We start from the raw sequence: 24,922 nt of genomic DNA, 5'->3' as shown, positions 1-24,922 counted from the left end.
TCAGGAGACACAATATCCGAAGGGAGGCGGTGCACGATGGTGAATGTGAGCAGACAAATCATTCTTTTGCTTTTTTTGAGCATTCTTTTTTGTTTCAGTCAGCCTGCTTCAGCAGGATCTTTGACACAAACACAAGTGAACATACGAAATAAGCCCTTTTCACCTTTTATCTTTGATCAATTTCAAGTAGATGTCCGTCCGGTTCAAGGAAAAAAACGTGATCTTCAATTTCGGGCATCTATTAGTCAGTCAGAGCAAATTTTGTCTGCAAACTTGTACTATAAACAGAGTGATGAACTAGGATATCGATTGATCCCAATGGAACGATTGCCGGGGATGAAACCAGAATTCACAGCGAAAATCCCGACAGATCAATTGTGGAATCCAACAGTTCATTACTATACAGAATTCTTGACGCAGAAGTCTGTCATCAAAACAACCGAACAAGCAGTTCACTTAAATGGATTTGAAGAGGATCTCTCACAGATTCCTGAGCTATTGATGACAGAAATCGTCGTGAATTCAAAAAACCGCAAAGGCAAGGATGCTTTTGAATTCATCGAGGTGTATAACACAACACATGCACCCATTTCACTTCGACATTACCAGCTTCGCTATCGCAATCCAGCGCAAGGCGTGGAGATGGATGATATATATTCATTCCACACAAGTCCTATCACCATTTCTCCTGGAAAACCGTATGTATTTTGGCTTAGAAAAAAAGGGCAGGAGCATTTAACGGTAGCGGACTTTAATGCGATGTACAAAAGTCATTTAAAAGAGGGCGAGCAACTATCGGTCATTGAGAGTAAAGGATTGTCCAATTCTAAATCCCGCCTTGTTTCTATCACAACAAATATAGGAGAAGAGGTATCGTCGGCATCCTATCGTTTAAAGCCTTCATTGTTTAGCGAGCACAGATCGTTACTGTTCAAGTATCCAATGGATGGTACGACACAAATGAAGCTGATCTCGAAAGTGGAGGAAGAGCCGACACCTGGAAAAGTGTTAAAAGCCCAAATTCCAATTGAAAAAAAAGAAATATCACAAGATGTTCATAAACCTGTGATTGAAGATATGACAGATAATCAACCGATAAAACCAACTGAAGGCATTGAACTGAAGGCAGATGTGCAGGATGATCAGTCCGTCAAAACGGTCAAATTGCGATATCGAACCAATCGTCATGAAGATTTTAAAGAGGTGCTGCTTCAAAAGGATCATAATGATCGGCTGTTTCACTATATTATTTATTCACCTGAGCTCATCGGTAAAGATCGATTGGAATATCAGATTGAAGCGTCTGACGGCGAAAATCAAGCAATGACAATGAAAAAAACAATTGATGTGGAACAAGTAAGCAAGGCTCACGGCCTTCGATTGAATGTAGAAGAAGGAGATACGGTTTCAGGCGTATTTCACTTAAAAGCAACAGCAGATCAGAAAAAAAGCATACAATTAATGATAGATGGGAAACCGATTCGACAAGTATTCCCTGCACTTGAAGCAGATCCATATCTTGCATTTGATGTCAAAGGGACAAATTTATATTTTAAGAATGGTGTGTCTATAGGTAAGCACTTACTTTCCATTTTTGATGATTCGACAAAAGTGTATCGCACCTATACGATGCCAATACCAGAAAAACACTTAGAAAAGGCAGGTCCACAAACGATATCATTCCATGCTGGGACGAAGTCATCGCCGTTTGACCGATTTCCTGGAGAAAATCACGATGATTTTGAATTGAAAAATGTCCAGATGATTTTATCGAATGGAACTCAAATTCTGCCTCTAAATGCGAGCCGGCATGAGGAATGGAAAATGGGTGACGGTGGAAGCGCTAAGAAAGTAAGAGCATTTCAGTTTCAAATCCCGAAGCAAGCATATGCTTCAAGCTATATTCAGTGGGATACAAGAAGGCTGAAAGAAGGAGTACATGTTGTTCAGGCTAAAACCGCAGACGAATCTCAATCTGTACGTGTGAAAGTCGATAACACGGGTCCGAAAATCAAGAGTAATATACAGGCAAAGGACCAATATAAAGGCGTCTTTACGTTAAGGGCAAAGGTGACGGATCGTTGGAGTGACATAGCGGAGATGAAGGCATATTTAGATGGAAAACCGATCTCTTTGCCTTATCAGACGTCCTCTAGCGAATTAGAACCTGGGGAGCACACATTGAAGATAAAAGCAAAAGATGCCGCTGGAAACAAATCAACTTTGAAAAAGGTTTTTAAGACGGTACATGAACACCCTGAAACGCCAGAGAGAGTGTCAGATAGGACAAAAAAGGAATCATCTAAGCAAACAGTGCTAACCAATGATCCTACTAATGATCAGTTAGATTACTCCTTTTACCGTGCCTATCAATATACATCGCTGCATCCGTCCATGAAGATTTTCAAATATGCAGCGGAAACAGAGCCGCCAAAACATTTAAATGAAACAGGGGAAATGATTTTTTCTGATCGAGAAAGAAATCGCATTGCATTTGCTGATGGTAAATCAGTGGAAACGAAAGATCTACAGCATTTTCCTTATCATCGCTTTCAAATCAAGGTTCATCACGATGTACGTGAAAAGGATGTTGTCGAGGCTGTATGGAAAGGAAGCTCATTATCAGGGAGAAAGGTAACGATGTACGCTTGGAATCATCAGCAAGAAAAGTGGGATAAAATCACTCATCACTTTGCCAAGGATGAAAAGGAATTTTACCTGAAAGGGCTGCTGTCAGTCAGACAGTATATGAAAAATCAAACGTTTGATTTGCTTGTACAAGATGAGGTCAGTAAGACGTTAAAGCCTTATAAGATGGTGTGGATGTCTGATACTCAATATTATGCCAGAAGTTATCCTCACATCTTCAAAAAAATGGTCGAGTGGATCAGAGATCAAAGGGACCCATTAAATATTCAATATGTGTTCCATACAGGTGATATTGTGGATGATTCAAAGGACAAGCAGTGGAATCGTGCCGATACATTTATGCGTGTGTTAGATAAGCATCAGATTCCTTACGGTGTATTAGCTGGTAATCATGATGTCAGGCACAAAGACGGCCATTATAGGGAATATGGGAGATATTTTGGAGCGAAACGCTTTGAAGACAAGCCGTATTACGGTGAATCCTATCAAAACAATCGAGGTCATTATGATCTTATCTCTGCTGGTGGCAATGATTATATGATGGTGTATATGGGCTGGGGGATCAAGCAAAATGAGATTGACTGGTTAAATCGAGTCATTTCTGAACATCCAGATCGAATTGTCATTTTAAATTTCCATGAGTATTTGTTAGTGAGCGGCAATCGAAGCCCAATTGGAGATTTGATCTTCCATCAAGTGGTAAAGCGTCACCCGAATATTGTCGCAGTATTTAGCGGTCACTACCACGGAGCCAGTCGAAAAGTAGATGAGATTGACGATGATCATGATGGAAAAGTGGACAGAAAAGTATATCAAATCCTTGCAGATTACCAGTCAGGTCCTGAAGGCGGTCAAGGTTTTATGCGGCTGATCACTGCGGATCAAGAAAAAAATAAACTTCATTTCACCACATATTCACCCTACTTGAATCAAGAACATTTCTATGATCCAAAAACGTATGGAGATCAAGATGAATTTTCAATTGATGTGGATTTAACACCTAAAATGAAATCCGTTAAAACCAATTATTTTGAATTGAATGTCTACACAAACGTTCTTCTTGGAGAGGTCAAAGGTGTGAAAAGTGGTAAAAAAGCAAGCTTTGAATGGAAAGGGTTAAAGCCAAATCAAGAATATTATTGGTACACTGTAGCAAAAGACCGTTTCGAAGGGAAAGCGATTTCGCCTATATGGAAAATTCATACAAAAAATGATGATCAATCAACATTTTTTAGGAAATAAAAAAACTGTGCTTTCAGGAGCACAGTTTTATCTTTCCATTGTGTGAGTGAGTTTGTATCGATCCCCTCTATAAATGGACATGACATACTCGAATGGAATTTCATTTTGAAAATAAGTTGTTCTTACAATGGAGAGGACAGGGTCCCCTAATGAAATAGACAGCAGGTCAGCTTCGTCCTTTGAAGCAACATTGGCTTCAAGCTCCTGCTTGGCATGGGCAATGGTTAGACCTGTGTTCGTTTCTATATATTCATATAAAGATCCAGTTAAATGGTCCTTTGTGAGCTCGCCAGCAAATTTTTCAGGTATATAACTCGTTTCAATAGCCATTGGTTCATCGTTTGCAAGGCGGATTCGTTTTAATTCATAGACATCTTCACTGTTCGACAGCTGTAATGATTGCAGCAAGTGCTCTGGGCATGCGACTTTTTTGAAATCAATCAACTGACTTGAAGCTTTGAACCCACGTTGACGCATATCTTCTGTAAAGCTTGTTAAGCCCTGAAGCGGTTGTTCAAACTTCTTTCGGCTAACAAATGTTCCTTTTCCTTTTTGCCGGTATAAATATCCTTCGTTCACAAGGTTCGATAAGGCTTGTCTGACAGTCATTCGGCTAATACCAAAGCGTTCGGCATATTCTCTTTCAGAAGGAATGAGTGTATCAGGTGCTAACGTTCCATCCTCAATCTGCTTTTTCAAGTTCTCCATAATCTGATGGTACATGGGGATAGGTGACTGCTTATCAATAAACATGTGAAAATCCTCTCGTGTTTAGCGTAGTGAACCAGCTTCTCGATCAATAAAAATCGTCACATCTTCATGAAGTTTTAGAGCAGATGCAGGGAAGTCTGGGTGAATCTCTGTTCGTTCTAAATATTGTATCACGTCCGCTTTTGATTTTCCTGATGCGAGAAGGAGAATTTTTTTGCTTGAAAGAATGCTTGCAATTCCCATTGTAATGGCATGTGTAGGCACCTCATCAATAGAAGAAAAGTATCTTGCATTGGCTTGGCGAGTGTGTTCATCTAATTGGACGACATGCGTCTTTGAGTCGAAGGGAGTACCAGGTTCATTAAACCCGATATGTCCATTTTGTCCGATACCAAGTAGCTGAAGATCAATACCCCCTAAATCTTCAATGAGCTGATCATACCTTAAGCACTCTTCTTCCAAGTGAGAAGCAGCACCATTGGGGAGGAAATATTGATCTGATGGGAGATCAATATGGTCGAATAAATGACGCTTCATGTAAGTCATATAACTATTTTCATGATTTGGATCAATTCCCACGTACTCATCCAGATTCACTGTTCTTGCTTGTTTGAAAGACAATTGTTCTGTTTGATGCAACTGAATTAACTCTTTATAAGTGTCAATTGGTGTACCGCCAGTTGCCAGACCGAGAACCGCATCTGTTTTTGATTCAATGGTACGTGCAATGAAAGCAGCTGCTGCTTTTCCTAATTGATCTTTATCTGCAAATTCGATGATGTTCATCAGTGTGTGGCCTCCTTTTTTTCATAAGCGATTTGTCCATGGCAGATCGTCATCATGAGTTCGCCAGTTTCATCCCAAATGACCAAGTCTGCCAGTTTTCCAACTTCGATCGAACCGAGCTGATGATCGATCCCGAGCTGAGTGGCTGCATTTGTTGAGGTCATTTGAGCAATTTCTGTCCATCCACATTGTGTGATCTGTCTCATACGTTTGACCCCATCTTTCATTTGTAAAATCGATCCTGCAAGTGTTCCATCTGCAAGCAATGCTTTTTCACCGCTGACTGTCACAGTCTGACCGCCAAATTCGTAGGTTCCCTCTCCAAGTCCTTTTGCACGCATTGAGTCTGTAATCATGATCAAACGTTCACTTCCCTTAGCCAAATACGCAAGCTTTACGGAAAGAGGATGTGAATGAATGCCATCTGTAATCAGCTCAGTCAAAAGCTTTTCGTTTGTAAGTGCAGCTCCTGCAACATTTGGCTCACGATGCTGAAATGAACTCATCGCATTATAAAGATGCGTGACATGACGCGCACCGTGCTTTGCTGCTAGTTCAATCATGTCATGAGGAGCATTTGTATGTCCAATAGAAGGAATGATATTTTTTTCTTTTAGCAGGGAAAGAAATGCAAAATCAGTATCTGCCTCAGGTGCAAAAGTGACAATTCGAATCAGCTGATCAGATGCACTCAGCCATTTCTCAAAAAGAGGAGGGTTAGCCTGTGTAATCCATTGAGCAGGCTGCGCTCCAGCTTTATCTTTAGAAATAAAAGGACCTTCTAGATGAATGCCTAAACATTGTGCCTGACTTCCAGCTTGCTTTTCATTATAGGGTCTCCACTGTGCGACATTTTTAAGTGCTTGCTCAATCTCTTGATGATTTTGTGTAATGGTTGTTGCTAAAAAGCTTGTCGTTCCTTCTGCGGGTAAGTGATCAGCAAGTGTATTCATGGCTTCTGGTGTCGCATCCATCATATCTGCACCATATCCCCCATGGATGTGAATATCAATCATTCCGGGGAGTAAATAAAAGTTTTCCCGGGAAATATATACTTTTTCATAATTTCCTGTCGGCGGTGATGTTGAAATATAGTCGATCTTGCCATCGCGTAAACCGACAAAACCGTTTTCAATGATTTCTGTCTTTGTCACAATATGAATATTGGAGAGCAATAAAGAACTGCTCATGATTGTGCCCCCTTATTCTCGTCGTTAGATTCAGTTTACCTTTTTTAAGTATAGTTGTCTATACCAGTAAATGTGATGAAACAGGATCAGGATAAAATACTGTTTTGGGTTCATCATTGAAAGTGATAAAATAGAGCTGTATTTCTGAAACGCCTGTGATAAAAGGAGGAAGAAGCGTGCCGAAAGTTCGTACGAAGGACATAATGGAACAATTTCATCTTGAACTGGTAAGTGGGGAAGAAGGGATTAATCGTCCCATTACAATCAGTGATCTTTCCAGACCAGGTATTGAAATGGCTGGATATTTTACATATTACCCAAAAGAAAGAGTTCAACTTTTAGGGAAGACAGAGCTTTCTTTTTTTGAACAGCTCCCAGAACGCGAACGAAAGCAGAGAATGATGTCTCTTTGTACAGATATTACTCCTGCCATCATTTTGTCACGAGATCGTGAAGTACCAAAGGAATTGATCGAAGCTTCAAACGAAAATGGAGTGCCGGTTTTACGCTCAAGCTTAAAAACGACAAGACTTTCGAGTCGATTAACGAACTTCTTAGAAAGCAAGCTTGCACCAACGACTGCGATTCATGGCGTACTCGTAGATGTATATGGTGTAGGTGTGCTGTTAATTGGAAAAAGTGGCGTAGGTAAAAGTGAAACGGCTTTAGAATTAGTGAAGAGAGGACACAGGCTGGTTGCAGACGATTGCGTAGAAATCAGGCAAGAGGATCAGGATACGTTAGTTGGAAGCGCACCAGAGCTGATTGAGCACCTTCTAGAAATCCGTGGATTAGGCATTATTAATGTGATGACCTTATTTGGAGCGGGCGCTGTCAGAAGCTATAAGAGAATTACGATTGTTATGAACCTTGAGCTTTGGGAACAAGGCAAACAGTATGACCGTTTAGGACTTGAGGAAGAAAAAATGCGGATCATCGATACAGATGTACCAAAGCTGACCATCCCTGTACGTCCGGGACGAAATTTAGCGGTCATCATCGAGGTAGCTGCTATGAACTTCAGATTGAAACGAATGGGACATAATGCAGCGGAACAATTTACAAGTAAACTTGCCGATGTCATTGAAGACAATGGCCAGGATGAATAGGAGCTGTCTATATGAATGAAGCAATTCAACCAATTGATCCGATTGCTTTTCAGCTCGGACCTATTTCGGTTCATTGGTATGGTGTGATTATTGGGGTCGGAGCTCTGCTTGGACTCTGGCTCGCATTAAGGGAGTGTGAAAAAAGAGGCATCAATAAAGATATGTTTATTGATCTCATCTTATTTGCCATTCCTATCGCCATTATTTGTGCACGAATTTATTATGTATCCTTTGAATGGGATTATTATCAGCAGCACCCAAATGAAATCATCAAGATTTGGAATGGTGGAATTGCCATACATGGCGGACTGATAGGGGCGGTGCTGACAGCGATTGTCTTTACTAAAGTGAGAAAGGTGTCCTTTTGGAAAATAGCCGATGTCGCAGCGCCTAGTATTTTACTAGGGCAAGCCATCGGGCGCTGGGGGAACTTTATTAATCAGGAAGCGCATGGTGAGGCTGTTTCAAGAGCCTTTTTAGAAAATTTGCACCTGCCTGAGTTTATTATTAATCAGATGTACATTGACGGGACCTACTATCACCCTACGTTCTTATATGAATCATTATGGAATATCGCAGGCGTTTTGATATTAATCTTATTACGTAGAACATCATTGCGTCGAGGCGAAATTTTCTTGTCTTATTTAATCTGGTATTCAATCGGCCGTTTCTTCATTGAAGGAATGAGAACAGACAGCTTAATGCTGACTGAGCATCTTCGAATTGCACAGATGATTTCGATTGCCATATTTGCAGTGGCTGTTTTGCTGATTGTGTTTAGAAGAATCAAGGGATATGCATCTATACGGTATAAAGAGAACAACTCATCAAATTAAGCAAGGGGGATAAGAGATGGGTGAGACATGGAAAAACGGCTTGAAAGCAGGGTTATCGACAACTTGGACACTTGGAAAAGTCATTTTTCCGGTTACCATTCTCGTTAGTATCTTGCAGCATACACCTGTGATGGATTGGATGATACAATTCATCCGTCCTTTTATGGGCCTGTTTGGTCTTTCAGGGGAAGCGGCCATTCCGCTTGTTTTAGGAAATATGCTGAACTTGTATGCGGGTATTGCAGCCATCTTGACATTAGAGCTGCCTGTGAAGGAAGTGTTCATTTTAGCGGTCATGCTCTCCTTTTGTCACAACTTGATCATCGAATCAACAGTGGCGGCGAAGGTTGGGCTGCGGGTGTCTGTCATTTTGCTGGTGAGAATCAGTCTTGCCGTCGTGTCAGCAATTGTCATTCACCTCGTTTGGCAGGGAGGCGAGGAGCCGGCGCAATATGGTTTGCTGACAGCTGCTCAGTCGGCTGATGTGCCTTCTAGCTGGTATATGATCGTACTTCTTGCTTTACAGAAAGCTGTTCTTGGTGTGCTGCAGCTGGCTTGTATTGTCATTCCTCTCATGATCATCATTCAATTTATGAGAGACTTAGGGTGGCTCCATACGCTGTCTAAGTGGCTGTCTCCTTTTACGAGAATGCTTGGAATGAAAGAAAATACGTCTATGACGATGGTGGCTGGTTTAACCATTGGTCTTGCCTACGGGGCAGGCGTCATGATGAAGGCAGTGGAAGAGGACGGTGTCAGCAAAAAGGATTTAACGCTTGCTTTCATTTTCCTTGTGGCGTGTCATGCGGTGGTCGAAGATACACTCATTTTCATTCCTTTAGGTATTCCAGTCTGGCCGCTTCTTCTTATTCGCCTTATTTCTGCTATTTTATTGACAGCTGCCATCAGCTATATCTGGCGGAGGCGCGAACATACAGCTGTTAGAAAGGAAGCCATATGAACCAATCAACTATTAACACAGTGCTATTTGATTTAGATGGCACATTAATCAATACAAATGAATTAATTATTGCTTCATTTCAGCATACGCTTGATCATTATTACCCTGGTCAATACAGCCGTGAGGATATCCTTCATTTCATTGGTCCATCATTATTTGATACATTCTCTGCAATGGATCCGAATCTGACAGATGACATGATTCAGATGTATCGAACGTTTAATCATGAACAGCATGACCTGCTTGTGACGGAGTACGAGACGGTTTTAGATACGTTGAAAATTCTTCAGGATCGAGGGTTTAAGCTTGGTATTGTGACAACAAAAATACGTGATACGGTTTTAATGGGATTAAAGCTGACTGGATTGGAGCCATTTTTTGAGGTCATTGTCACACTTGATGATGTACAAAATGAAAAGCCACATCCAGAACCAGTTCAGCTGGCATTATCCAAGCTCGGCAGTGATCCGCATGAGGCGATCATGGTTGGTGATAACTATCACGACATTTTATCTGGTCAAGCGGCAGGGACGAAAACAGCAGGTGTTGCTTGGTCTATTAAGGGAGAAGAAGCCCTGTTAAAGCATCGCCCTGATTATATGCTGCAGAAAATGAGTGATCTCTTGGCGATTGTTGGAGCTGATTAAGTTGAGAAAAACAGATCGTTATCCTGTCAAAGGGGTCAATTCGCTTAGACAAGTCTATCGGACGGTCCCCTTTCTCAAGGTTGTGAAAAACTTTATCTTTATTCAAATGGCAAGGTATACGCCTTTTATGGGAATGAAAAATTGGATTTATCGCACCTTCCTTCGAATGAAAGTCGGAGAGGATACGGCGTTTGCTTTAATGGTGATGGTCGATCTCATGTTTCCTGAGAAAATCACTGTCGGTCGAAATAGTGTGATTGGCTATAACACGACCATTTTGTCCCATGAGTATTTGATTAAAGAGTATAGGCTTGGGGAAGTCTATATTGGTGATGAAGTCTTAATTGGGGCAAATTCAACGATCCTACCTGGAGTGACAATTGGTGATGGTGCAATTGTTTCGGCGGGAACTCTTGTGAACAAAGATGTTCCGGCAGGCTCCTTTGTTGGAGGTAATCCAATGCGGATGATATATACAAAAGAGGAAATGGAAGCACGTCAATCTACGTCTGCTGAGTAGCTCGGCAGACTTTTTTGTTGACATTCTAACATGGTGTAACTATAATGATTACAACAGAGGTGAGAAAACATGAAAATCAGCAGCAGATTTACTGTCGCTGTCCATATTCTGGCCTTGCTATCACTTGAAAAAGGATCATTACAGACATCGGAGGATATCGCAGGAAGTGTCAATACAAATCCAGTGGTGATTCGCCGTATCATGAGTAAGCTCAAAAAAGCAGGCCTAATCTCAACGAGTCTTGGCAAAGGCGGTTCTCAATTAAACCGAAGTGAGGATGACATTACACTGCTCGATGTGTATAAAGCGGTTGAAGTGGTGGATGAGGGAGAGTTGTTTCAAATTCATGAAAGCCCAAACCCTGACTGTCCGATCGGTGCAAATATTCAAGCTGTACTAGAATTAATTTTGTGCCGTGCTCAAAGTGCGATGGAGCAAGTGCTTGCTGAGATCAAATTAAGTGAATTAACGCAGGTTTTAATCAAAAAAATTGGATGATCTATTCAATTTTTTTTACCTCTGTTGTAACCATTTTGGTTACATCTTAAGTGATCAAAATAACCTTATATTGTAGGAGGAATTTACATGAAAATTGGAATCATTGGCGCAACAGGTAAAGCAGGACAACACATTTTAAAAGAAGCTCAATCGAGAGGGCACGAAGTAACGGCAATCGTTCGAGATGCACAAAAAGTGACTAATTCATCAGCAGCTGTTTTAGAAAAGGATGTTTTTCACTTAGAGGCAGGAGACGTCAAAGGTTTTGATGTGATCGTAAACGCATTTGGTGCTCCAGCAGGACAAGAGCACCTTCATGTAGAAGCAGGGAAAAAACTCATTCATCTCTTGAAAGAGACACCAGAAACGCGTTTAATCGTCGTGGGAGGTGCTGGAAGTTTATTTGTAGATGAGGCCAAAACAACTAGACTGATGGACACACCGGAGTTTCCAAAGGAATACTTTGCTACTGCTTCACAGCAAGGAGAAAATTTAATAGATCTTCAAAAGACCGAAGGAGTAAAATGGACATTTCTTAGTCCAGCTGCATTCTTTGATCCAGCAGGCAAACGGACAGGTGCTTATGTGAAAGGCAAAGACCATCTTATCGTCAATTCGAAGGGTGACAGCTATGTGAGTTATGCTGACTACGCCGTTGCGCTTGTCGATGAGATAGAACAAGCTGCTCATGTTGGAGAACGTTTTACTGTGGTTTCTGAAGCAGAATAAGTAGAATAACATGCGTTTCATTGTCGCTAAAAAACGATGAGTGAGGAGTCTGTCTTATGAATGATCAAGAAAAATCTTTTATCTATGTATGGGATGCGTATTGTGGCTGGTGTTATGGATTTTCAAACAGCATCCGTACTTTACACGAAAATCACCCTGAGATACCACTGACACTTGTATCGGGCGGTTTATTTGTAGGAGAGCGTCGTCTACCGATAAAGAATTATCCACACATTTCAGAAGCAAATGAGCGTATCAGTCAGCTGACAGGTGTCGAATTTGGAGACCGCTACGAAGAGTTGCTAGAAAACGGAACATTCATTTTAGACTCTGAGGCTGCTGCAATTGGATTTTCTGCATTAAGATCCATCGCACCAGAGCATGCATTGTACTTGGCTTCATCTATGCAAAAGGCCTTTTATCAAGACGGAAAAAGCCTAAGTGATGAAGAAACTTATAGAGATATCGCTATGAAACACCAACTTGACCCTGATGTATTGGTTGAACGAATGAATGAGACAGAAACGATCAATGATGCGTATGCCGATTTTGCAAAGGTTCAGCAATTGAACGTGAATGGCTATCCTACACTTTTACTAAAAAAAGGGGATGAATACATCAGCCTTGGTGGGGGTGCGATGACGGCTGAAAAGCTTGAAGACCGTCTGAAGGAAATACTAAAAAAATAAATCATTCAAAAACATCCTCCATTCGTATGGAGGATGTTTTTGATGCATGTGTGCATTCTCTTCAATGGGAGAAGTGGTTTATGCTTTAATGATAATCGCCTGGCTGCCCATCTGTTTCCAAGAATCCTCAAACTGTTCACGATCGACTTTTTGATTCTTTTCTCCGTATGGATTATTTAAGTAGACATGATCTTTGTCATAGCCAGTGATGACGACGCTATGCATATTAAAGCTGATATCTATTTTTCCATTTGGTGTATTCCATGTTTCAATGTTATCTGTTTTGGCAAAGGTCGAAGTTGTAATGACCCAGACAGGATAACCTTTTTCAAGTGATTGGTAAATGGCTTTTTTAACTGGCTTGCCGGTCAAGTCCACCGCTTGATTACCTGCATATTTTTTCGCAAGCTGATAAATGGGTTCGTGGTACACACCAAGACCTGGCCCATTCTCCATATCGCCTACAAACCCGTCATGAGGGTCTCCTTTTAAGCCATTCTCATAATTGAGCGGGACACGCTTAATCTCGTTTGCCAATGCGTTTTTCGTTATATGCTCATAGCCGCTGTAATGAAGAAGCATGGCTAAGCTCGTGACTTCGCATCCGTTATAAAGCTTTGGTGCATCCATTTGATTAAAGAGGATGACGTCCATGGCTTTTTTATTTCCTTTTAAACTAGAATGTGTTGTTTCTGTTTTTTTCGTAGAATGCGTTTCTTCTGCTGCTAGTGCGGTGTCATTTTCTTTTTCTTTGGCTTCTTGCGGTGACGTTGTTTTCTTGACTTGGTCGAATTGTGAAATGAAAATAAAGCCGAAATAAACAAGACATGCGCACAACAAAGTTAAGATTAATGTCTGGATGAATTTCACTGTAATCTCCTGTGTTATTCAATATTTTTAAGTATTATAGCATGTTCCTAAAGCAAAGAGATCAAAAAGGATTAGGTGTCATTTTAATGTAATATATGAACAAATGATTAAGGAAAAAAAGGGGAAAATAAAAATGATTGATTTAATCACTTTATTTTGTTAGCATATTATCATATTAGCGAACTAAAGGATTCGGAATTTTTTGTTTTAATGTGTTGGAGGTGCGGAACATGTTCATGTTTGAAAAACCATATGGTATGCGAGATTCATTACCAGGATTGTATGAGACGAAGAAAAGAGTTAGGCATTCTTTAACAGAGGTCATAAATAGTTGGGGTTATCGTTTAATGGAAACGCCAACGCTTGAATTTTACGATACAGTCGGTGTTCAATCGGCGATTACAGATACGCAGCTGTTTAAGCTTCTTGATCAAAATGGTCAAACCCTTGTGCTTAGACCTGATATGACGGGACCAATTGCGAGAGTGGCGGCTTCAAAGCTTCACGAACAGGCATATCCGCTTCGAGTCGGTTATGCAGCCAACGTGTTTCGGGCACAGGAAAGAGAAGGCGGAAGACCTTCTGAATTTGAGCAAGTCGGTATTGAATTGATCGGTGATGGTTCGATTAGTGCAGATGCTGAAGTCATAGCGCTTGTCGTGTTTGCATTAAAAAATGCTGGACTTCAATCCTTCAAAATTGCGATCGGGCATGTGGCTTTGGCTGAGACCTTGTTTTTAGATGTACTAGGGAATACAGAGCGGGCGAACGTATTGCGCCGATTTTTATATGAAAAGAATTATGTGGGATACAGGCAGCATGTCAAACAATTGCCGCTCTCATCCATCGATAAAACAAGGCTGCTCCAGCTTTTAGAGCTGCGTGGCGGTCAAGAAGTGACCCAGCAGGCTGAAGAAATTGTGGTGTCACAAGAGGGCAAAGAAGTGCTGGCGGAGTTAAAGGCGCTGTGGGAGACACTTGAAGATTACGGCTGTACAGAATATATCCGTTTGGATTTAAGCATGGTTAGTCATATGAGCTACTATACTGGGATTTTGTTTGAAGTATTTGCAGATCATGTTGGGTCTGTGATCGGAAGTGGAGGAAGGTATGATCAATTGCTTGCTCACTTTGATGCACCCGCACCTGCTACAGGCTTCGGACTTCGATTAGACCGTCTTCTTGAAGCGCTCGACGCAAAAGAAATAAATGAGCCCCAAGAGGCTGTGATTTTTAGTAAAGAACAGCGGCTTGAAGCATTTGATTTTGCAGAAAAAGAGCGGACAAAGGGCAAAAGGATTGTTCTCCAAGACTTAGCAGGTATTGAAAATATCGATGCCATGACCAAGGCATTTGAGCAAGTGACTTATTTTATCGGCGCTAGAAAGGAAGAGCAAAATGGGTAAAGTGTTGACAATGGCAATGCCAAAGGGGCGGATATTTGAAGAGGCAGCAGGGCTATTAAGACAGGCTGGATATCAGCTGCCGGAGGAATTCGAAGATTCAAGAAAACTAATCATTGATGTGCCGGAAGAAAATCTCCGCTTTATTTTAGCGAAGCCAATGGATGTGACGACATATGTAGAGCACGGTGTAGCAGATGTGGGCATTGCAGGGAAGGATGTCATGCTTGAAGAAGCACGGGATGTGTACGAAGTGCTCGATTTAAACATTAGCAAATGTCATTTAGCTGTAGCGGGCTTGCCGGGAGCCAGCTGGGGCGGTGTCGCGCCGCGTGTGGCCACAAAGTACCCAAATGTCGCTTCTTCTTATTTTAGAGAACAAGGTGAGCAGGTGGAGATCATTAAGCTAAATGGTTCCATTGAATTAGCACCGCTCATCGGACTTGCCGATCGAATTGTTGACATTGTCTCCACCGGTCAAACACTTAAGGAAAATGGACTTGTCGAAACGGAACATATTTGTGACATTACGTCACGTTTTATTGTCAATCCTGTGAGCTATCGAATGAAGGATGCGGTAATCGATGAAATGGCGCAGCGTCTGGCAAGAATCATCGAAGGAGAAGGGGAGGAAACATCATGAACATCACCTACATACAAGAAGGTGAGACAGACACTCTCTCACTCAAGCGTTCTCTAGATACAGGAACGGAAGAGCAGCGACTGGCTGTTCAGCGGATTATCGAAGAAGTTAGAAAAAATGGTGACGAAGCCGTACGGTCTTTCACGAAGCAATTTGACGGTGTCTCTATTGAACAGCCACTTGTGACGGAGGATGAAAAGACAAAAGCCTACGAACGTTTGGACCCGGAGATGATCCAAATCATCAAAACGGCGATCCGGAATATTCGAACATACCACGAGCGTCAGCTAACCTCCTCTTGGTTTTATCACCAAAAGGACGGCTCAATGCTAGGTCAGAAAGTAACACCGCTCGATGCGGTCGGTGTATATGTCCCAGGCGGAACGGCCGCCTATCCATCATCTGTTTTAATGAATGTGATCCCGGCACTTGTTGCCGGCGTTGAGCGAATTGTCCTTGTGACACCGCCAGGAAAAGACGGTCGTCTATCTGACGCTGTACTAGTAGCAGCGAAGGAGCTGGGCATTTCAGAAATGTACAAAATGGGTGGTGCTCAGGCGATAGCCGCTCTTGCATATGGAACGGACAGTATCCAGCCTGTTGATAAAATCACCGGTCCAGGAAACATTTATGTAGCACTTGCCAAACGGGAAGTATTTGGTCAAGTAGACATTGATATGATTGCGGGCCCAAGTGAAATTGCTGTTTTAGCAGATGAAACGGCAACTGCACATGAGGTGGCAGCTGATTTGCTTTCACAGGCAGAGCATGATGCATTGGCATCTAGTATTTTGGTGACACCATCTAAAGGATTGGCTGAAGCAGTGCAAGCAGAGGTGCAAGCGCAGCTTGATAATTTGCCAAGGAAATCAATCGCAGCACAATCTATTCAAGACCATGGTTATATTTACGTGACAGAATCTTTGGATCGTGCAGTTGATATCGTGAACCAGTTAGCCCCAGAGCATTTAGAAGTGCTGACGGCGTATCCAGAATCACTACTTGGTCAAATCAAGCATGCTGGAGCAATTTTCTTAGGGCGTTACAGCCCAGAGCCGGTAGGGGATTACTTCGCAGGACCGAACCATGTGCTACCAACAAACGGGACGGCAAGATTCTCCAGTCCGCTTGGTGTCACGGATTTCCAAAAGAAAACGAGCATCATTTCATATAGCAAAGAAGCCTTCGAAACACATAGGGAAAGCATTGCGGCTTTTGCAAGATTAGAAGGGCTTGAAGCACATGCAAGATCGATTGAAGCGAGAAAGCGGGAGGAATCAAAATGAGACAGGCGGAAACAGCGAGACAGACAAATGAAACGAACATTTCGTTAGCGCTAGAGATTGATGGTGAAGGAAAAGCGGATATTCAGACAGATGTCCCTTTTATGACGCACATGCTCGACTTATTCACGAAGCACGGACACTTTAACTTAACTGTAGATGCAAAAGGAGACACAGATGTCGATGATCACCACACAACAGAAGATATTGGCATTGTGCTTGGACAGATGTTGAAAGAAGCGCTCGGTGATAAGAAAGGAATTAAGCGCTACGGCTCTAGTTTTGTTCCAATGGATGAAACTCTCGCCCAAGTCGTCGTGGATTTAAGTAATCGTCCTCATTTGGAAATGAGAGCCGATTTCCCGAGTCAGAAGGTCGGCACCTTTGATACGGAGCTGGTTCATGAGTTTCTTTGGAAATTTGCCCTTGAAGCACGAATCAATCTGCATGTGATCGTTCACTATGGAACCAATACCCACCATATGATTGAAGCCATTTTTAAAGCGATGGCACGCGCCTTAGATGAAGCAACAACCATTGATCCGCGTGTGAAAGGGATTCCGTCGACAAAGGGGATGCTCTAATGATTGGCGTCATTGACTATGGAATGGGAAATTTGTTTAGCGTATCAAAAGCACTGGAACGAGCAGGAGCGTCTTATATCGTGTCTTCTGAAGCAGAGGAGCTGAAAAAGGCAGATGCGTACATTTTGCCAGGAGTCGGTTCGTTTCGTGATGCGATGCAGCTGTTAAGACAGACAGGACTTGAGGCGTTTATCCTCCAAGTCGTGCAGGAAGGAAAGCTGTTATTTGGCATTTGCCTTGGCATGCAGTTGTTGTTTGAAGAAAGTGAAGAAGCAGGAAAAACAAAAGGGCTAGGCCTTTTAAAAGGGCGTGTCGTTCTTTTGAAGGATCGTGATCAGGATGGACAAAGGCTGAAGGTGCCTCATATGGGCTGGAATGAGCTCACATTTCATCAGCCCTCTCCATTGTTTGAAGGTGTGCCGGAAGGATTTGCATACTTTGTTCACTCTTATTATGTGAGCGGCATGAATCCAGAAGACCTATTGGCAAGTGCACCCTATGGTGTGCAAGTACCTGCCGTTGTTGGGAAGGGGAATGTGTTTGGAACGCAGTTTCACCCTGAAAAAAGCAGTACAACAGGAATGGCACTGCTGAAACAGTTTATTCAATTAGCAAACGAACAGAGGGTGAGCAAATGAGTGATTTTACATTATATCCAGCAATTGATATGAGAAATGGCAAATGTGTACGACTTGTGCAAGGAGACTATGACCAAGAAACCATTTATGGAGATTCACCGTTAGACATGGCGAGACGGTTTGCAAATGAAGGAGCAAAATGGATACATCTCGTTGATTTAGATGGCGCAAAAGCAGGAAAACGCGTGAATCACGAGCATGTGCTATCGATTGCTTCCTCATTAGATGTGAATGTCCAAATTGGCGGCGGCATTCGGACAGAAGAAGATGTAGCATTTTATTTAAACAATGGCGTATCGAGAGTCATTCTTGGCAGTTCAGCGGTGTCAAACCCGGTTTTTGTGAAAAAAATGCTGGCGCAATATGGGGAGAAAATCGCCATTGGCATTGATGCACGAAACGGTTTTGTATCGACTGAAGGCTGGCTTGAAACGTCGGAAGTGAAGGCGGAGGAACTTGGTCAGGAACTGGCAAAGGAAGGCGCAGAGGTCTTCATTTTCACGGATATTCAAATGGATGGCATGCTGTCTGGTCCAAATGTGGAAAGTACGGTTCGATTAGCAGAAGCAACTGGCAAACAAGTCATTGCCTCAGGTGGTGTCAGTGCAGTGAGTGATCTGCAAAAGCTGTCAGCACAAAAGCAGACAGGTGTGTCTGGTGCAATCATTGGCAAGGCGCTGTACACAAAGCAATTTACTTTAGCTGAAGCGTTTGAAGGGCTTGACAGCATATGATGACAAAACGAATCATTCCATGTCTTGATGTAAAGGAAGGGCGTGTGGTCAAAGGGATCCAATTTCTAGGGTTGAAGGATGCTGGTGATCCGGTCGAATTAGCGCAGATCTATGACGAGGAAGGTGCGGATGAACTCGTCTTTCTTGATATATCTGCCTCTCATGAAGGCCGAAAAACGATGGTGGATGTGGTCAAACAAGTGGCATCCACTCTCGCTATCCCGTTCACGGTGGGCGGCGGGATTAACCACCTTGATGACATGAAGCGTATTTTAAGAGCGGGGGCAGACAAGGTGTCTGTGAACACAGCGGCTGTTTTAAGACCGGAGCTAATAACAGAAGGAGCCGACTTTTTTGGTTCACAGTGCATAGTTGTTGCGATTGACGCGAAATACGATGAAGAGAAACAAGCATACATGGTCTATACGCACGGAGGACGCCGTCAAACGGATTTAGAAGTGAGTGACTGGGCGAAAGAAGCCGTGCGAAGAGGAGCAGGCGAGATCTTGCTGACTAGCATGGATGCCGATGGTGAGAAAACGGGCTTTGAGCATCGTTTGACGAAGCTTGTATCAGAAGCAGTCACAGTGCCAGTTATTGCTTCAGGAGGTGCTGGCAATGCGCAGCATATGCTGGAGGCTTTTACAAAAGGTGAAGCTGATGCCGCACTCGCAGCCTCTATTTTCCATTATAAAGAAACCTCAATTCAAGAGGTGAAGACATATTTGAGAGAACACGGGGTGAAGGTAAGATGAAACAGGCAAACGAATTAACCTTTAATGATGCAGGTCTCATTCCTGCCATTGTACAGGATGCTCAAAGCAAGGAAGTTCTTACTTTGGCGTATATGAATCAAGAATCCTATGAAAAAACATTAGAGACAGGGGAAACATGGTTTTTTAGCCGATCGAGAAATGAACTTTGGCACAAAGGAGCCACATCTGGAAACACCCAGCGTGTTACATCTATTCGCTATGACTGTGATCAAGATGCCCTGCTTGTTCTAGTGACACCAAGCGGCCCAGCCTGCCATACAGGCAGCTATAGCTGTTTTTCAGAAGAGGGCGTGAAACAGCAAAGGGGAGAACAAGACCGCTTTGCCATTTTAAATGAACTGGAACAGGTCATTGCAAAGCGGCAGACGGAAATGCCAGAAGGAGCTTATACAACCTATCTTTTTGAAAAAGGAGTCGACAAAATCCTGAAAAAGGTAGGGGAAGAAGCTTCTGAAGTCATCATTGCAGCGAAGAACCGTGATCAAGAAGAATTGACATGGGAAACAGCAGATCTCCTGTATCACCTTCTTGTGTTATTACGTGAACAGCAGCTGCCGCTTGATGATGTATTAAAGGTATTGAAAAAGCGCCATCAAGGGGAATGAAAAGCTGGGGGTACCCCCGGCTTTTTGCTTTTAAATGAAAAACAAATCCTTCCTTTCCTTTTGTTCTATGTGACGACTCATGAAGTATGTTATACTACACACGGTACACTGTTCGAAATGGAGGGTATCGGTGAGTAAATACACTTCTCAAAATAATCACACACAAGTCGTCCAGCTATTCCAAGATGGGCATTACTTTTTTCATAAAGGTCTAAAAGCATATAGAGAAAGAAATCTGTCTAGGGCAAGTAAGCTGATCCAGCGGGCCATCGTACTTGAGCCTGAAAATGTAGAAATGCTCTCGCAGCTTGCCATTATTTATACTGAAATGGGTCATTACCAACAATCAAATGAACTGCTTGATTTTATCCTTGAACACTTGGATGAGAATATGTCAGAGTGTCACTACTTTAAAGCCAATAATTATGCAAATCTCGGTTTGTTTCAAGAGGCATATAGATGCGCCACTGCTTATGCTGCGCTGGAAGAAGACGGGGAATTTGTAGATGAAAATGACGATCTCCTCGATCTGCTTGATATGAGTGACGATGTTGATGAAGATTTTCCTTATGATCAGGATGATCTGATTGTAAAGCAGGATCAAGCCAACCATTTGCTAGAAAGCGGCAGGCTGGATGAAGCAATCGAGATGCTGGAACAGATGATTGTTGAGTATCCAGAGTTTTGGTCAGCGTATAATAATCTCGCTTTGGCCTATTTTTATTCTGGCCAAATCGATCAGGCAAAAGAAATGTTGAACCGGGTTCTACATGAAAATCCGGGTAATCTGCATGCCCTTTGCAACCAGCTAGTCTTCTATCATTATGAAAAAGAAGAAGAGAAGGTCAATACGTTAGCAAAGCAATTAACGCACGTGTATCCAATATTAAGTGAACAGCGTTATAAGCTTGGCGCAACATTTGCCCTTGTTGGAGAATTTGAATGGGCATTTAAATGGCTTTATTCTTTGTATAAAACAGGTTTCCAAGGTGATAGTACGTTTTTATACTGGCTGGCAAGTGCAGCCTATTATACGGGCCACAAAACGCTGGCGCAAACCGTTTGGGATAAGATGGTGGAAGAAGATATTGATGCAGATGAAATCAAGCCGTGGCAAGACAAACCAGAGGAGTCTGAGCCAATGGTTTCAATTGAGGAACGACTCACTGCCTACTATGTCAGCAAACAAAAAGGTGAACGTGACGTCTTGCAATCTGTTCTGGATTCCCGCGCTGCGAAAACGGCCTTTGAACAGCAGTTTATTGAGTTACTTTTATATGAAGGTCAAATGGAAGAACGATCGTTTTCAGAAGATGCGGTCTTCGCAAAACAGGCGGCATCTGCTTTGGAAGAAGCGGTGCAGCCTGATAGCCACATGCCATATTTTTGGTTATTCCATATTATTCAGCAAGCACGCGCTTCAGGCGTAGAGAAGAACAATGCCAGTGCATGGGCAGCAGCTTCTTATTATCTATGGATGAATGAACAAGAAGAATCAGCTGTCAGCAAAAAAGAGATCGCAGCTTCTTTTCAGATCAGCGTTCAAACGCTGTCAAAATATGAGAATGTTATTTGTACGTTCATGGTTTGAATAGGTAAATAGATTCAGATAACAGCAGCATGGCCGAAAAGGTCATGCTTTTTTCTTGGATAAAAAGGTGGGATTTGCTAGGATTTGGCGAAGTATGACAATCTCGACATCTATTTGAAACATAAATGTAATAAAAATATTAGCTCATTTTGTCGATGTGTCATGTATAATGAAACTCGTGGATTAAAACAAAGACATATATTTAAATATTTTACTATACATAATGCAACACCTAGTGATAGAAACAATCTGGTCAACATCTGACTGAATCATCAGGAAGAAAGACACAGGAAGCACAGATTGGTCGCAGAGAATTTGCTGCTTTCTCATGTCGCTTGGGAAATTGTCAAAGGAGGAACTATACGTGAAAAAGTTTATTACTTTCGGTTTAGCTTCGGTGATTGGAGCGAGCGGTTTATTTATTCCATTTACTCATGAAGCAAATGCACAGAACTTTGAACAAAAGAAACAAGAACTAGACAGCAAGCAGTCAGAGGTAAACAAGAATCTTCAAAAGAAAAAAGAAGAGCTTTCAAAGCTTGAGGCAAAACAAGAGGCACTTGCGCTAAAGCTAAAAGAAATTGACGAAAAAGCTTTAAAAACAAGTGATCAAATCGAAGAAAAACAAAAAGAAAACGAAAAAACAAAAAAAGAAATCAAGGCACTGAAAAAAGAAATTGCTGATACAGAAAAACGTATCGAAGAAAGAAACGAATTCTTGAAAAAGCGTGTACGTGCGCTTCAAGAAAGCGGTGGTTCTACGAAATACATAGATGTATTACTAGGAGCAAAAAGCTTTAGCGATTTCATCAGTCGTGCAGGTGCTGTATCTACATTAATCAACGCAGACAGCGAAATCATTAAAGAACAAGAAAGAGACAAAGCGGAATTACAAAAGTCTGAAAACGAATTAAACACAAAGCTTGAAGATGTTCAAAAGACGCTTGCAAAGCTTGAAACACTTCAAACTGACTTAAATAAACAGCTTGATGAGAAAGACAAGCTATTCAAGCAAGTGAAAAAGCAAAAAGGAAGTGCTTCTTCTCAAATCAGCGAGTTAAATACTGAGGCAAACAGCATTGCATCTGAAAAAGACGCAACAATCGCTGCTCAAAAACAAGCTGAAAAAGAAGCAAGAGAAGCTGCTCAAAAAGCAAAAGAAGAAAAAGCACAAAGACAACAGCAGCGTCAAGCAGCTGTTCAAGCTGAAGACAACAGCTCTAATAACGACAGCGGTTCTTCTTCAAATAACAGTGGATCTTCAAATAACAATAGCAGCAGTTCACCGAGCAAGAAGCCATCTTCTGGCGGTGGATCACCTGTCAGCAATAACGTAGGCGGAATCGAAGGTGCGATCAGCACAGGTTCTACCATCGTAGGACAATCTCCATATAAATGGGGCGGTGGCAGATCACAAGCCGATATTGACGCACGTCGTTTTGACTGTTCTTCATTCGTTCGCTGGGCATTTGCATCAGCAGGCATCAACCTTGGACCAGTTGGCGGTACAACAACAGATACGCTTGTAGGTAAAGGAAGAGCTGTAAGTGCATCTGACATGAAACGCGGAGACCTTGTGTTCTTTGATACGTATAAAGTAAATGGACACGTTGGTATTTACTTAGGAAACGGTACATTCTTGAACGATAACAGCTCTCGCGGTGTTTCAGTTGACTCTATGAGCAACGTTTACTGGAAAAAAGCATTCAATGGCGTTGTAAGAAGAGTCGTTGAATAAATCATTACTTACTATATAACCGTAAACAGGCTTCCTTAAACAGCAGTTTAAGGAAGCTTTTTCTTTTTTTGAAGATATGAGCAAATGATTCGCTTATTATCCGCAGATTTAATAGGATATGGGTAAGGAATAAAAGCTAAGAGTGGAAATGATGCTCTCTGTCATGAATGGAAGCATCACCCAAGGGCATTCTAATAAGAAATGCTAGCAGCAATTGAAGAGGGAGTGACAGTTGTGTCAGAAGAAAAAATCTACGATACGATCATCATTGGAGCGGGTCCTGCCGGAATGACAGCCGCTGTTTATACATCACGGGGAAATCTTTCAACACTGATGATTGAAAGAGGAATTCCAGGCGGCCAAATGGCGAATACGGAAGATGTCGAGAACTATCCGGGCTTTGAAAGCATCTTAGGGCCGGAACTTTCAAATAAAATGTTTGAGCATGCAAAGAAATTCGGTGCCGAGTATGCGTATGGCGATATTAAAGAAATTGTAGATGGTGAAGAGTACAAAATCGTCAAAGCTGGTTCAAAAGAATACAAAGGACGCTCTGTCATTATTGCGGCAGGTGCTGAATACAAAAAAATCGGTGCACCAGGCGAAAAAGAACTTGGCGGCCGCGGCGTATCATACTGCGCTGTATGTGACGGTGCCTTCTTTAAAAACAAAGAGCTTGTCGTGATTGGCGGAGGAGACTCAGCAGTAGAAGAGGGTGTTTACCTCACTCGCTTTGCGTCTAAAGTCACAATTGTCCATAGACGCGACAAACTTCGTGCCCAAAGCATCTTACAAGCACGTGCATTTAATAATGAAAAAATCGACTTTATGTGGAACAAAACCGTCAAAGAAATCAATGAAGAGAACGGGAAAGTCGGCAGTGTGACATTAATTGATACCGTGACAGGTGAGGAAGAAGACTTCAAAACAGACGGCGTCTTTATCTACATCGGTATGCTGCCGCTGTCTAAACCATTTGAAAATCTAGGGATTACAAATGCAGAGGGCTACATCGAGACAAACGAAAGAATGGAAACAAAAGTTGAAGGAATCTTCGCAGCTGGCGACATTCGTGAAAAAACCCTTCGTCAAATCGTCACAGCAACAGGTGATGGAAGTATTGCAGCACAGAGTGCACAGCATTATGTAGAAGAGCTTGCTGAAAAGCTAAAAGCAATGAAATAAACAGCTGTCGTAAATCCTTAATATTGCGTCACGGGCTTTTAACTGGAATGTAACACGGGTGAAATAATTATCCGTTATGATGAAACTAGTAATTGACCCCCTTTTATAAGGAATACATGTTTGGCACGGATGTGAATCCGTGTCCTTTTTTTTGCTTAAAATCAGAAATTCACGAGATGTTCACAAATGACGCATGGAGAACCGTTACATGTTGTAAAATAAAGAATAGAGAAAGTGCCCGTCGCCATATTCATACGAAAACCTGTCTGTTTTCAGTGAAGAACGGGCATGTTCATTGTGGGAGT

The 24,922-nt window shown here is 42.1% G+C and carries 24 protein-coding genes; 20 read left to right on the top strand and 4 right to left on the bottom strand.

The features are described from left to right. The first annotated feature begins 36 nt into the window (after positions 1-36). Positions 37-3,891 carry a metallophosphoesterase gene (locus tag NST15_RS16225; RefSeq protein WP_342498667.1) on the top strand — a complete coding sequence of 1,285 codons (3,855 nt, stop codon included), beginning with the start codon at positions 37-39 and terminating at the stop codon, positions 3,889-3,891. A gap of 27 nt (positions 3,892-3,918) precedes the next feature. On the opposite strand, the gene NST15_RS16220 is transcribed toward NST15_RS16225, so the two are convergent. From NST15_RS16220 to nagA, 3 genes are read right to left on the bottom strand one after another with little or no spacing between them, the layout of a single operon-like run. Continuing rightward, positions 3,919-4,644 (bottom strand): GntR family transcriptional regulator, encoded by a 726-nt coding sequence (locus NST15_RS16220; RefSeq protein ID WP_050826645.1) that lies wholly within the window; start codon positions 4,642-4,644, stop codon positions 3,919-3,921. An 18-nt stretch (positions 4,645-4,662) separates the two neighbouring features. After that, on the bottom strand, positions 4,663-5,388 hold the full coding sequence (nagB, locus tag NST15_RS16215) for a glucosamine-6-phosphate deaminase (protein WP_046527618.1): 726 nt from the start codon (positions 5,386-5,388) through the stop codon (positions 4,663-4,665). Next, positions 5,388-6,578 (bottom strand): N-acetylglucosamine-6-phosphate deacetylase, encoded by a 1,191-nt coding sequence (nagA, locus tag NST15_RS16210; protein WP_342498666.1) that lies wholly within the window; start codon positions 6,576-6,578, stop codon positions 5,388-5,390. The genes nagB and nagA overlap by 1 nt, the downstream gene beginning before the upstream one ends. A 176-nt stretch (positions 6,579-6,754) precedes the next feature. On the opposite strand from nagA, the gene hprK reads away from it, so the two are divergent. The 8 genes from hprK (at position 6,755) to NST15_RS16170 (ending at position 12,567) form a co-directional block, all read left to right on the top strand. Continuing rightward, entirely contained in the window at positions 6,755-7,687 is a 933-nt protein-coding gene (gene hprK, locus NST15_RS16205) for an HPr(Ser) kinase/phosphatase (RefSeq protein WP_003212943.1), read from the top strand. A gap of 11 nt (positions 7,688-7,698) precedes the next feature. Next, positions 7,699-8,523, top strand: a complete 825-nt coding sequence (lgt, locus tag NST15_RS16200; protein WP_017368118.1) for a prolipoprotein diacylglyceryl transferase — start codon at positions 7,699-7,701, stop codon at positions 8,521-8,523. A gap of 16 nt (positions 8,524-8,539) precedes the next feature. Then, positions 8,540-9,484, top strand: a complete 945-nt coding sequence (locus NST15_RS16195) for a nucleoside recognition domain-containing protein (RefSeq protein WP_025208037.1) — start codon at positions 8,540-8,542, stop codon at positions 9,482-9,484. Beyond that, the gene (ppaX, locus tag NST15_RS16190) at positions 9,481-10,131 is read left to right on the top strand and encodes a pyrophosphatase PpaX (protein ID WP_017357895.1); all 651 of its coding nucleotides are present in this window, start codon (positions 9,481-9,483) and stop codon (positions 10,129-10,131) included. The genes NST15_RS16195 and ppaX overlap by 4 nt, the downstream gene beginning before the upstream one ends. A gap of 1 nt (position 10,132) precedes the next feature. After that, positions 10,133-10,651: an acyltransferase gene (locus NST15_RS16185; RefSeq protein WP_017368116.1), complete on the top strand. Its 519-nt coding sequence runs from the start codon at positions 10,133-10,135 to the stop codon at positions 10,649-10,651. A gap of 69 nt (positions 10,652-10,720) precedes the next feature. Then, positions 10,721-11,149 (top strand): Rrf2 family transcriptional regulator, encoded by a 429-nt coding sequence (locus tag NST15_RS16180; RefSeq protein WP_003213266.1) that lies wholly within the window; start codon positions 10,721-10,723, stop codon positions 11,147-11,149. 87 nt (positions 11,150-11,236) lie between these two features. After that, positions 11,237-11,878, top strand: a complete 642-nt coding sequence (locus NST15_RS16175; protein ID WP_342498665.1) for an NAD(P)-dependent oxidoreductase — start codon at positions 11,237-11,239, stop codon at positions 11,876-11,878. Positions 11,879-11,934: 56 nt separating this feature from the next. Continuing rightward, positions 11,935-12,567: a DsbA family protein gene (locus NST15_RS16170; protein WP_268449991.1), complete on the top strand. Its 633-nt coding sequence runs from the start codon at positions 11,935-11,937 to the stop codon at positions 12,565-12,567. A 78-nt stretch (positions 12,568-12,645) separates the two neighbouring features. Here NST15_RS16170 and NST15_RS16165 read toward each other — a convergent pair whose 3' ends face one another. Continuing rightward, positions 12,646-13,437, bottom strand: coding sequence for a C39 family peptidase (locus NST15_RS16165; RefSeq protein WP_017357898.1), 792 nt, complete (start codon positions 13,435-13,437; stop codon positions 12,646-12,648). Between the two features lie 230 nt (positions 13,438-13,667). Between NST15_RS16165 and NST15_RS16160 the strand changes: the two genes are divergently transcribed. From NST15_RS16160 to trxB, 11 genes are all read left to right on the top strand, one after another. Then, entirely contained in the window at positions 13,668-14,843 is a 1,176-nt protein-coding gene (locus NST15_RS16160) for an ATP phosphoribosyltransferase regulatory subunit (protein WP_017357899.1), read from the top strand. Next, complete coding sequence (gene hisG / locus NST15_RS16155; RefSeq protein ID WP_007500071.1) at positions 14,836-15,483, top strand: ATP phosphoribosyltransferase; 648 nt, start codon at positions 14,836-14,838, stop codon at positions 15,481-15,483. The genes NST15_RS16160 and hisG overlap by 8 nt, the downstream gene beginning before the upstream one ends. Further along, positions 15,480-16,769, top strand: a complete 1,290-nt coding sequence (hisD, locus tag NST15_RS16150; protein ID WP_017357900.1) for a histidinol dehydrogenase — start codon at positions 15,480-15,482, stop codon at positions 16,767-16,769. Before hisG ends, hisD begins: the two co-directional genes overlap by 4 nt. After that, positions 16,766-17,350, top strand: coding sequence for an imidazoleglycerol-phosphate dehydratase HisB (gene hisB / locus NST15_RS16145; RefSeq protein ID WP_017357901.1), 585 nt, complete (start codon positions 16,766-16,768; stop codon positions 17,348-17,350). The genes hisD and hisB overlap by 4 nt, the downstream gene beginning before the upstream one ends. After that, positions 17,350-17,988 (top strand): imidazole glycerol phosphate synthase subunit HisH, encoded by a 639-nt coding sequence (gene hisH, locus NST15_RS16140; RefSeq protein ID WP_017357902.1) that lies wholly within the window; start codon positions 17,350-17,352, stop codon positions 17,986-17,988. Before hisB ends, hisH begins: the two co-directional genes overlap by 1 nt. After that, the gene (hisA, locus tag NST15_RS16135; RefSeq protein ID WP_017357903.1) at positions 17,985-18,722 is read left to right on the top strand and encodes a 1-(5-phosphoribosyl)-5-[(5-phosphoribosylamino)methylideneamino]imidazole-4-carboxamide isomerase; all 738 of its coding nucleotides are present in this window, start codon (positions 17,985-17,987) and stop codon (positions 18,720-18,722) included. The genes hisH and hisA overlap by 4 nt, the downstream gene beginning before the upstream one ends. After that, positions 18,719-19,477, top strand: coding sequence for an imidazole glycerol phosphate synthase subunit HisF (gene hisF / locus NST15_RS16130; RefSeq protein ID WP_008348145.1), 759 nt, complete (start codon positions 18,719-18,721; stop codon positions 19,475-19,477). The genes hisA and hisF overlap by 4 nt, the downstream gene beginning before the upstream one ends. Beyond that, positions 19,474-20,103: a bifunctional phosphoribosyl-AMP cyclohydrolase/phosphoribosyl-ATP diphosphatase HisIE gene (hisIE, locus tag NST15_RS16125; protein WP_342498664.1), complete on the top strand. Its 630-nt coding sequence runs from the start codon at positions 19,474-19,476 to the stop codon at positions 20,101-20,103. The genes hisF and hisIE overlap by 4 nt, the downstream gene beginning before the upstream one ends. A gap of 130 nt (positions 20,104-20,233) precedes the next feature. After that, the gene (locus NST15_RS16120; protein ID WP_342498663.1) at positions 20,234-21,694 is read left to right on the top strand and encodes a tetratricopeptide repeat protein; all 1,461 of its coding nucleotides are present in this window, start codon (positions 20,234-20,236) and stop codon (positions 21,692-21,694) included. 364 nt (positions 21,695-22,058) lie between these two features. Continuing rightward, complete coding sequence (locus NST15_RS16115) at positions 22,059-23,432, top strand: NlpC/P60 family protein (RefSeq protein ID WP_167403837.1); 1,374 nt, start codon at positions 22,059-22,061, stop codon at positions 23,430-23,432. Positions 23,433-23,666: 234 nt separating this feature from the next. Beyond that, positions 23,667-24,617 (top strand): thioredoxin-disulfide reductase, encoded by a 951-nt coding sequence (gene trxB / locus NST15_RS16110; RefSeq protein WP_255234075.1) that lies wholly within the window; start codon positions 23,667-23,669, stop codon positions 24,615-24,617. Positions 24,618-24,922 lie beyond the last annotated feature (305 nt).

It is taken from the genome of Bacillus sp. FSL R5-0820 (assembly GCF_038593385.1).
GTDB lineage: Bacteria > Bacillota > Bacilli > Bacillales > Bacillaceae > Bacillus > Bacillus altitudinis.
Note: the sequence above shows the minus strand (reverse complement) of the source record. Positions and strands in the feature narration are given on the sequence as shown.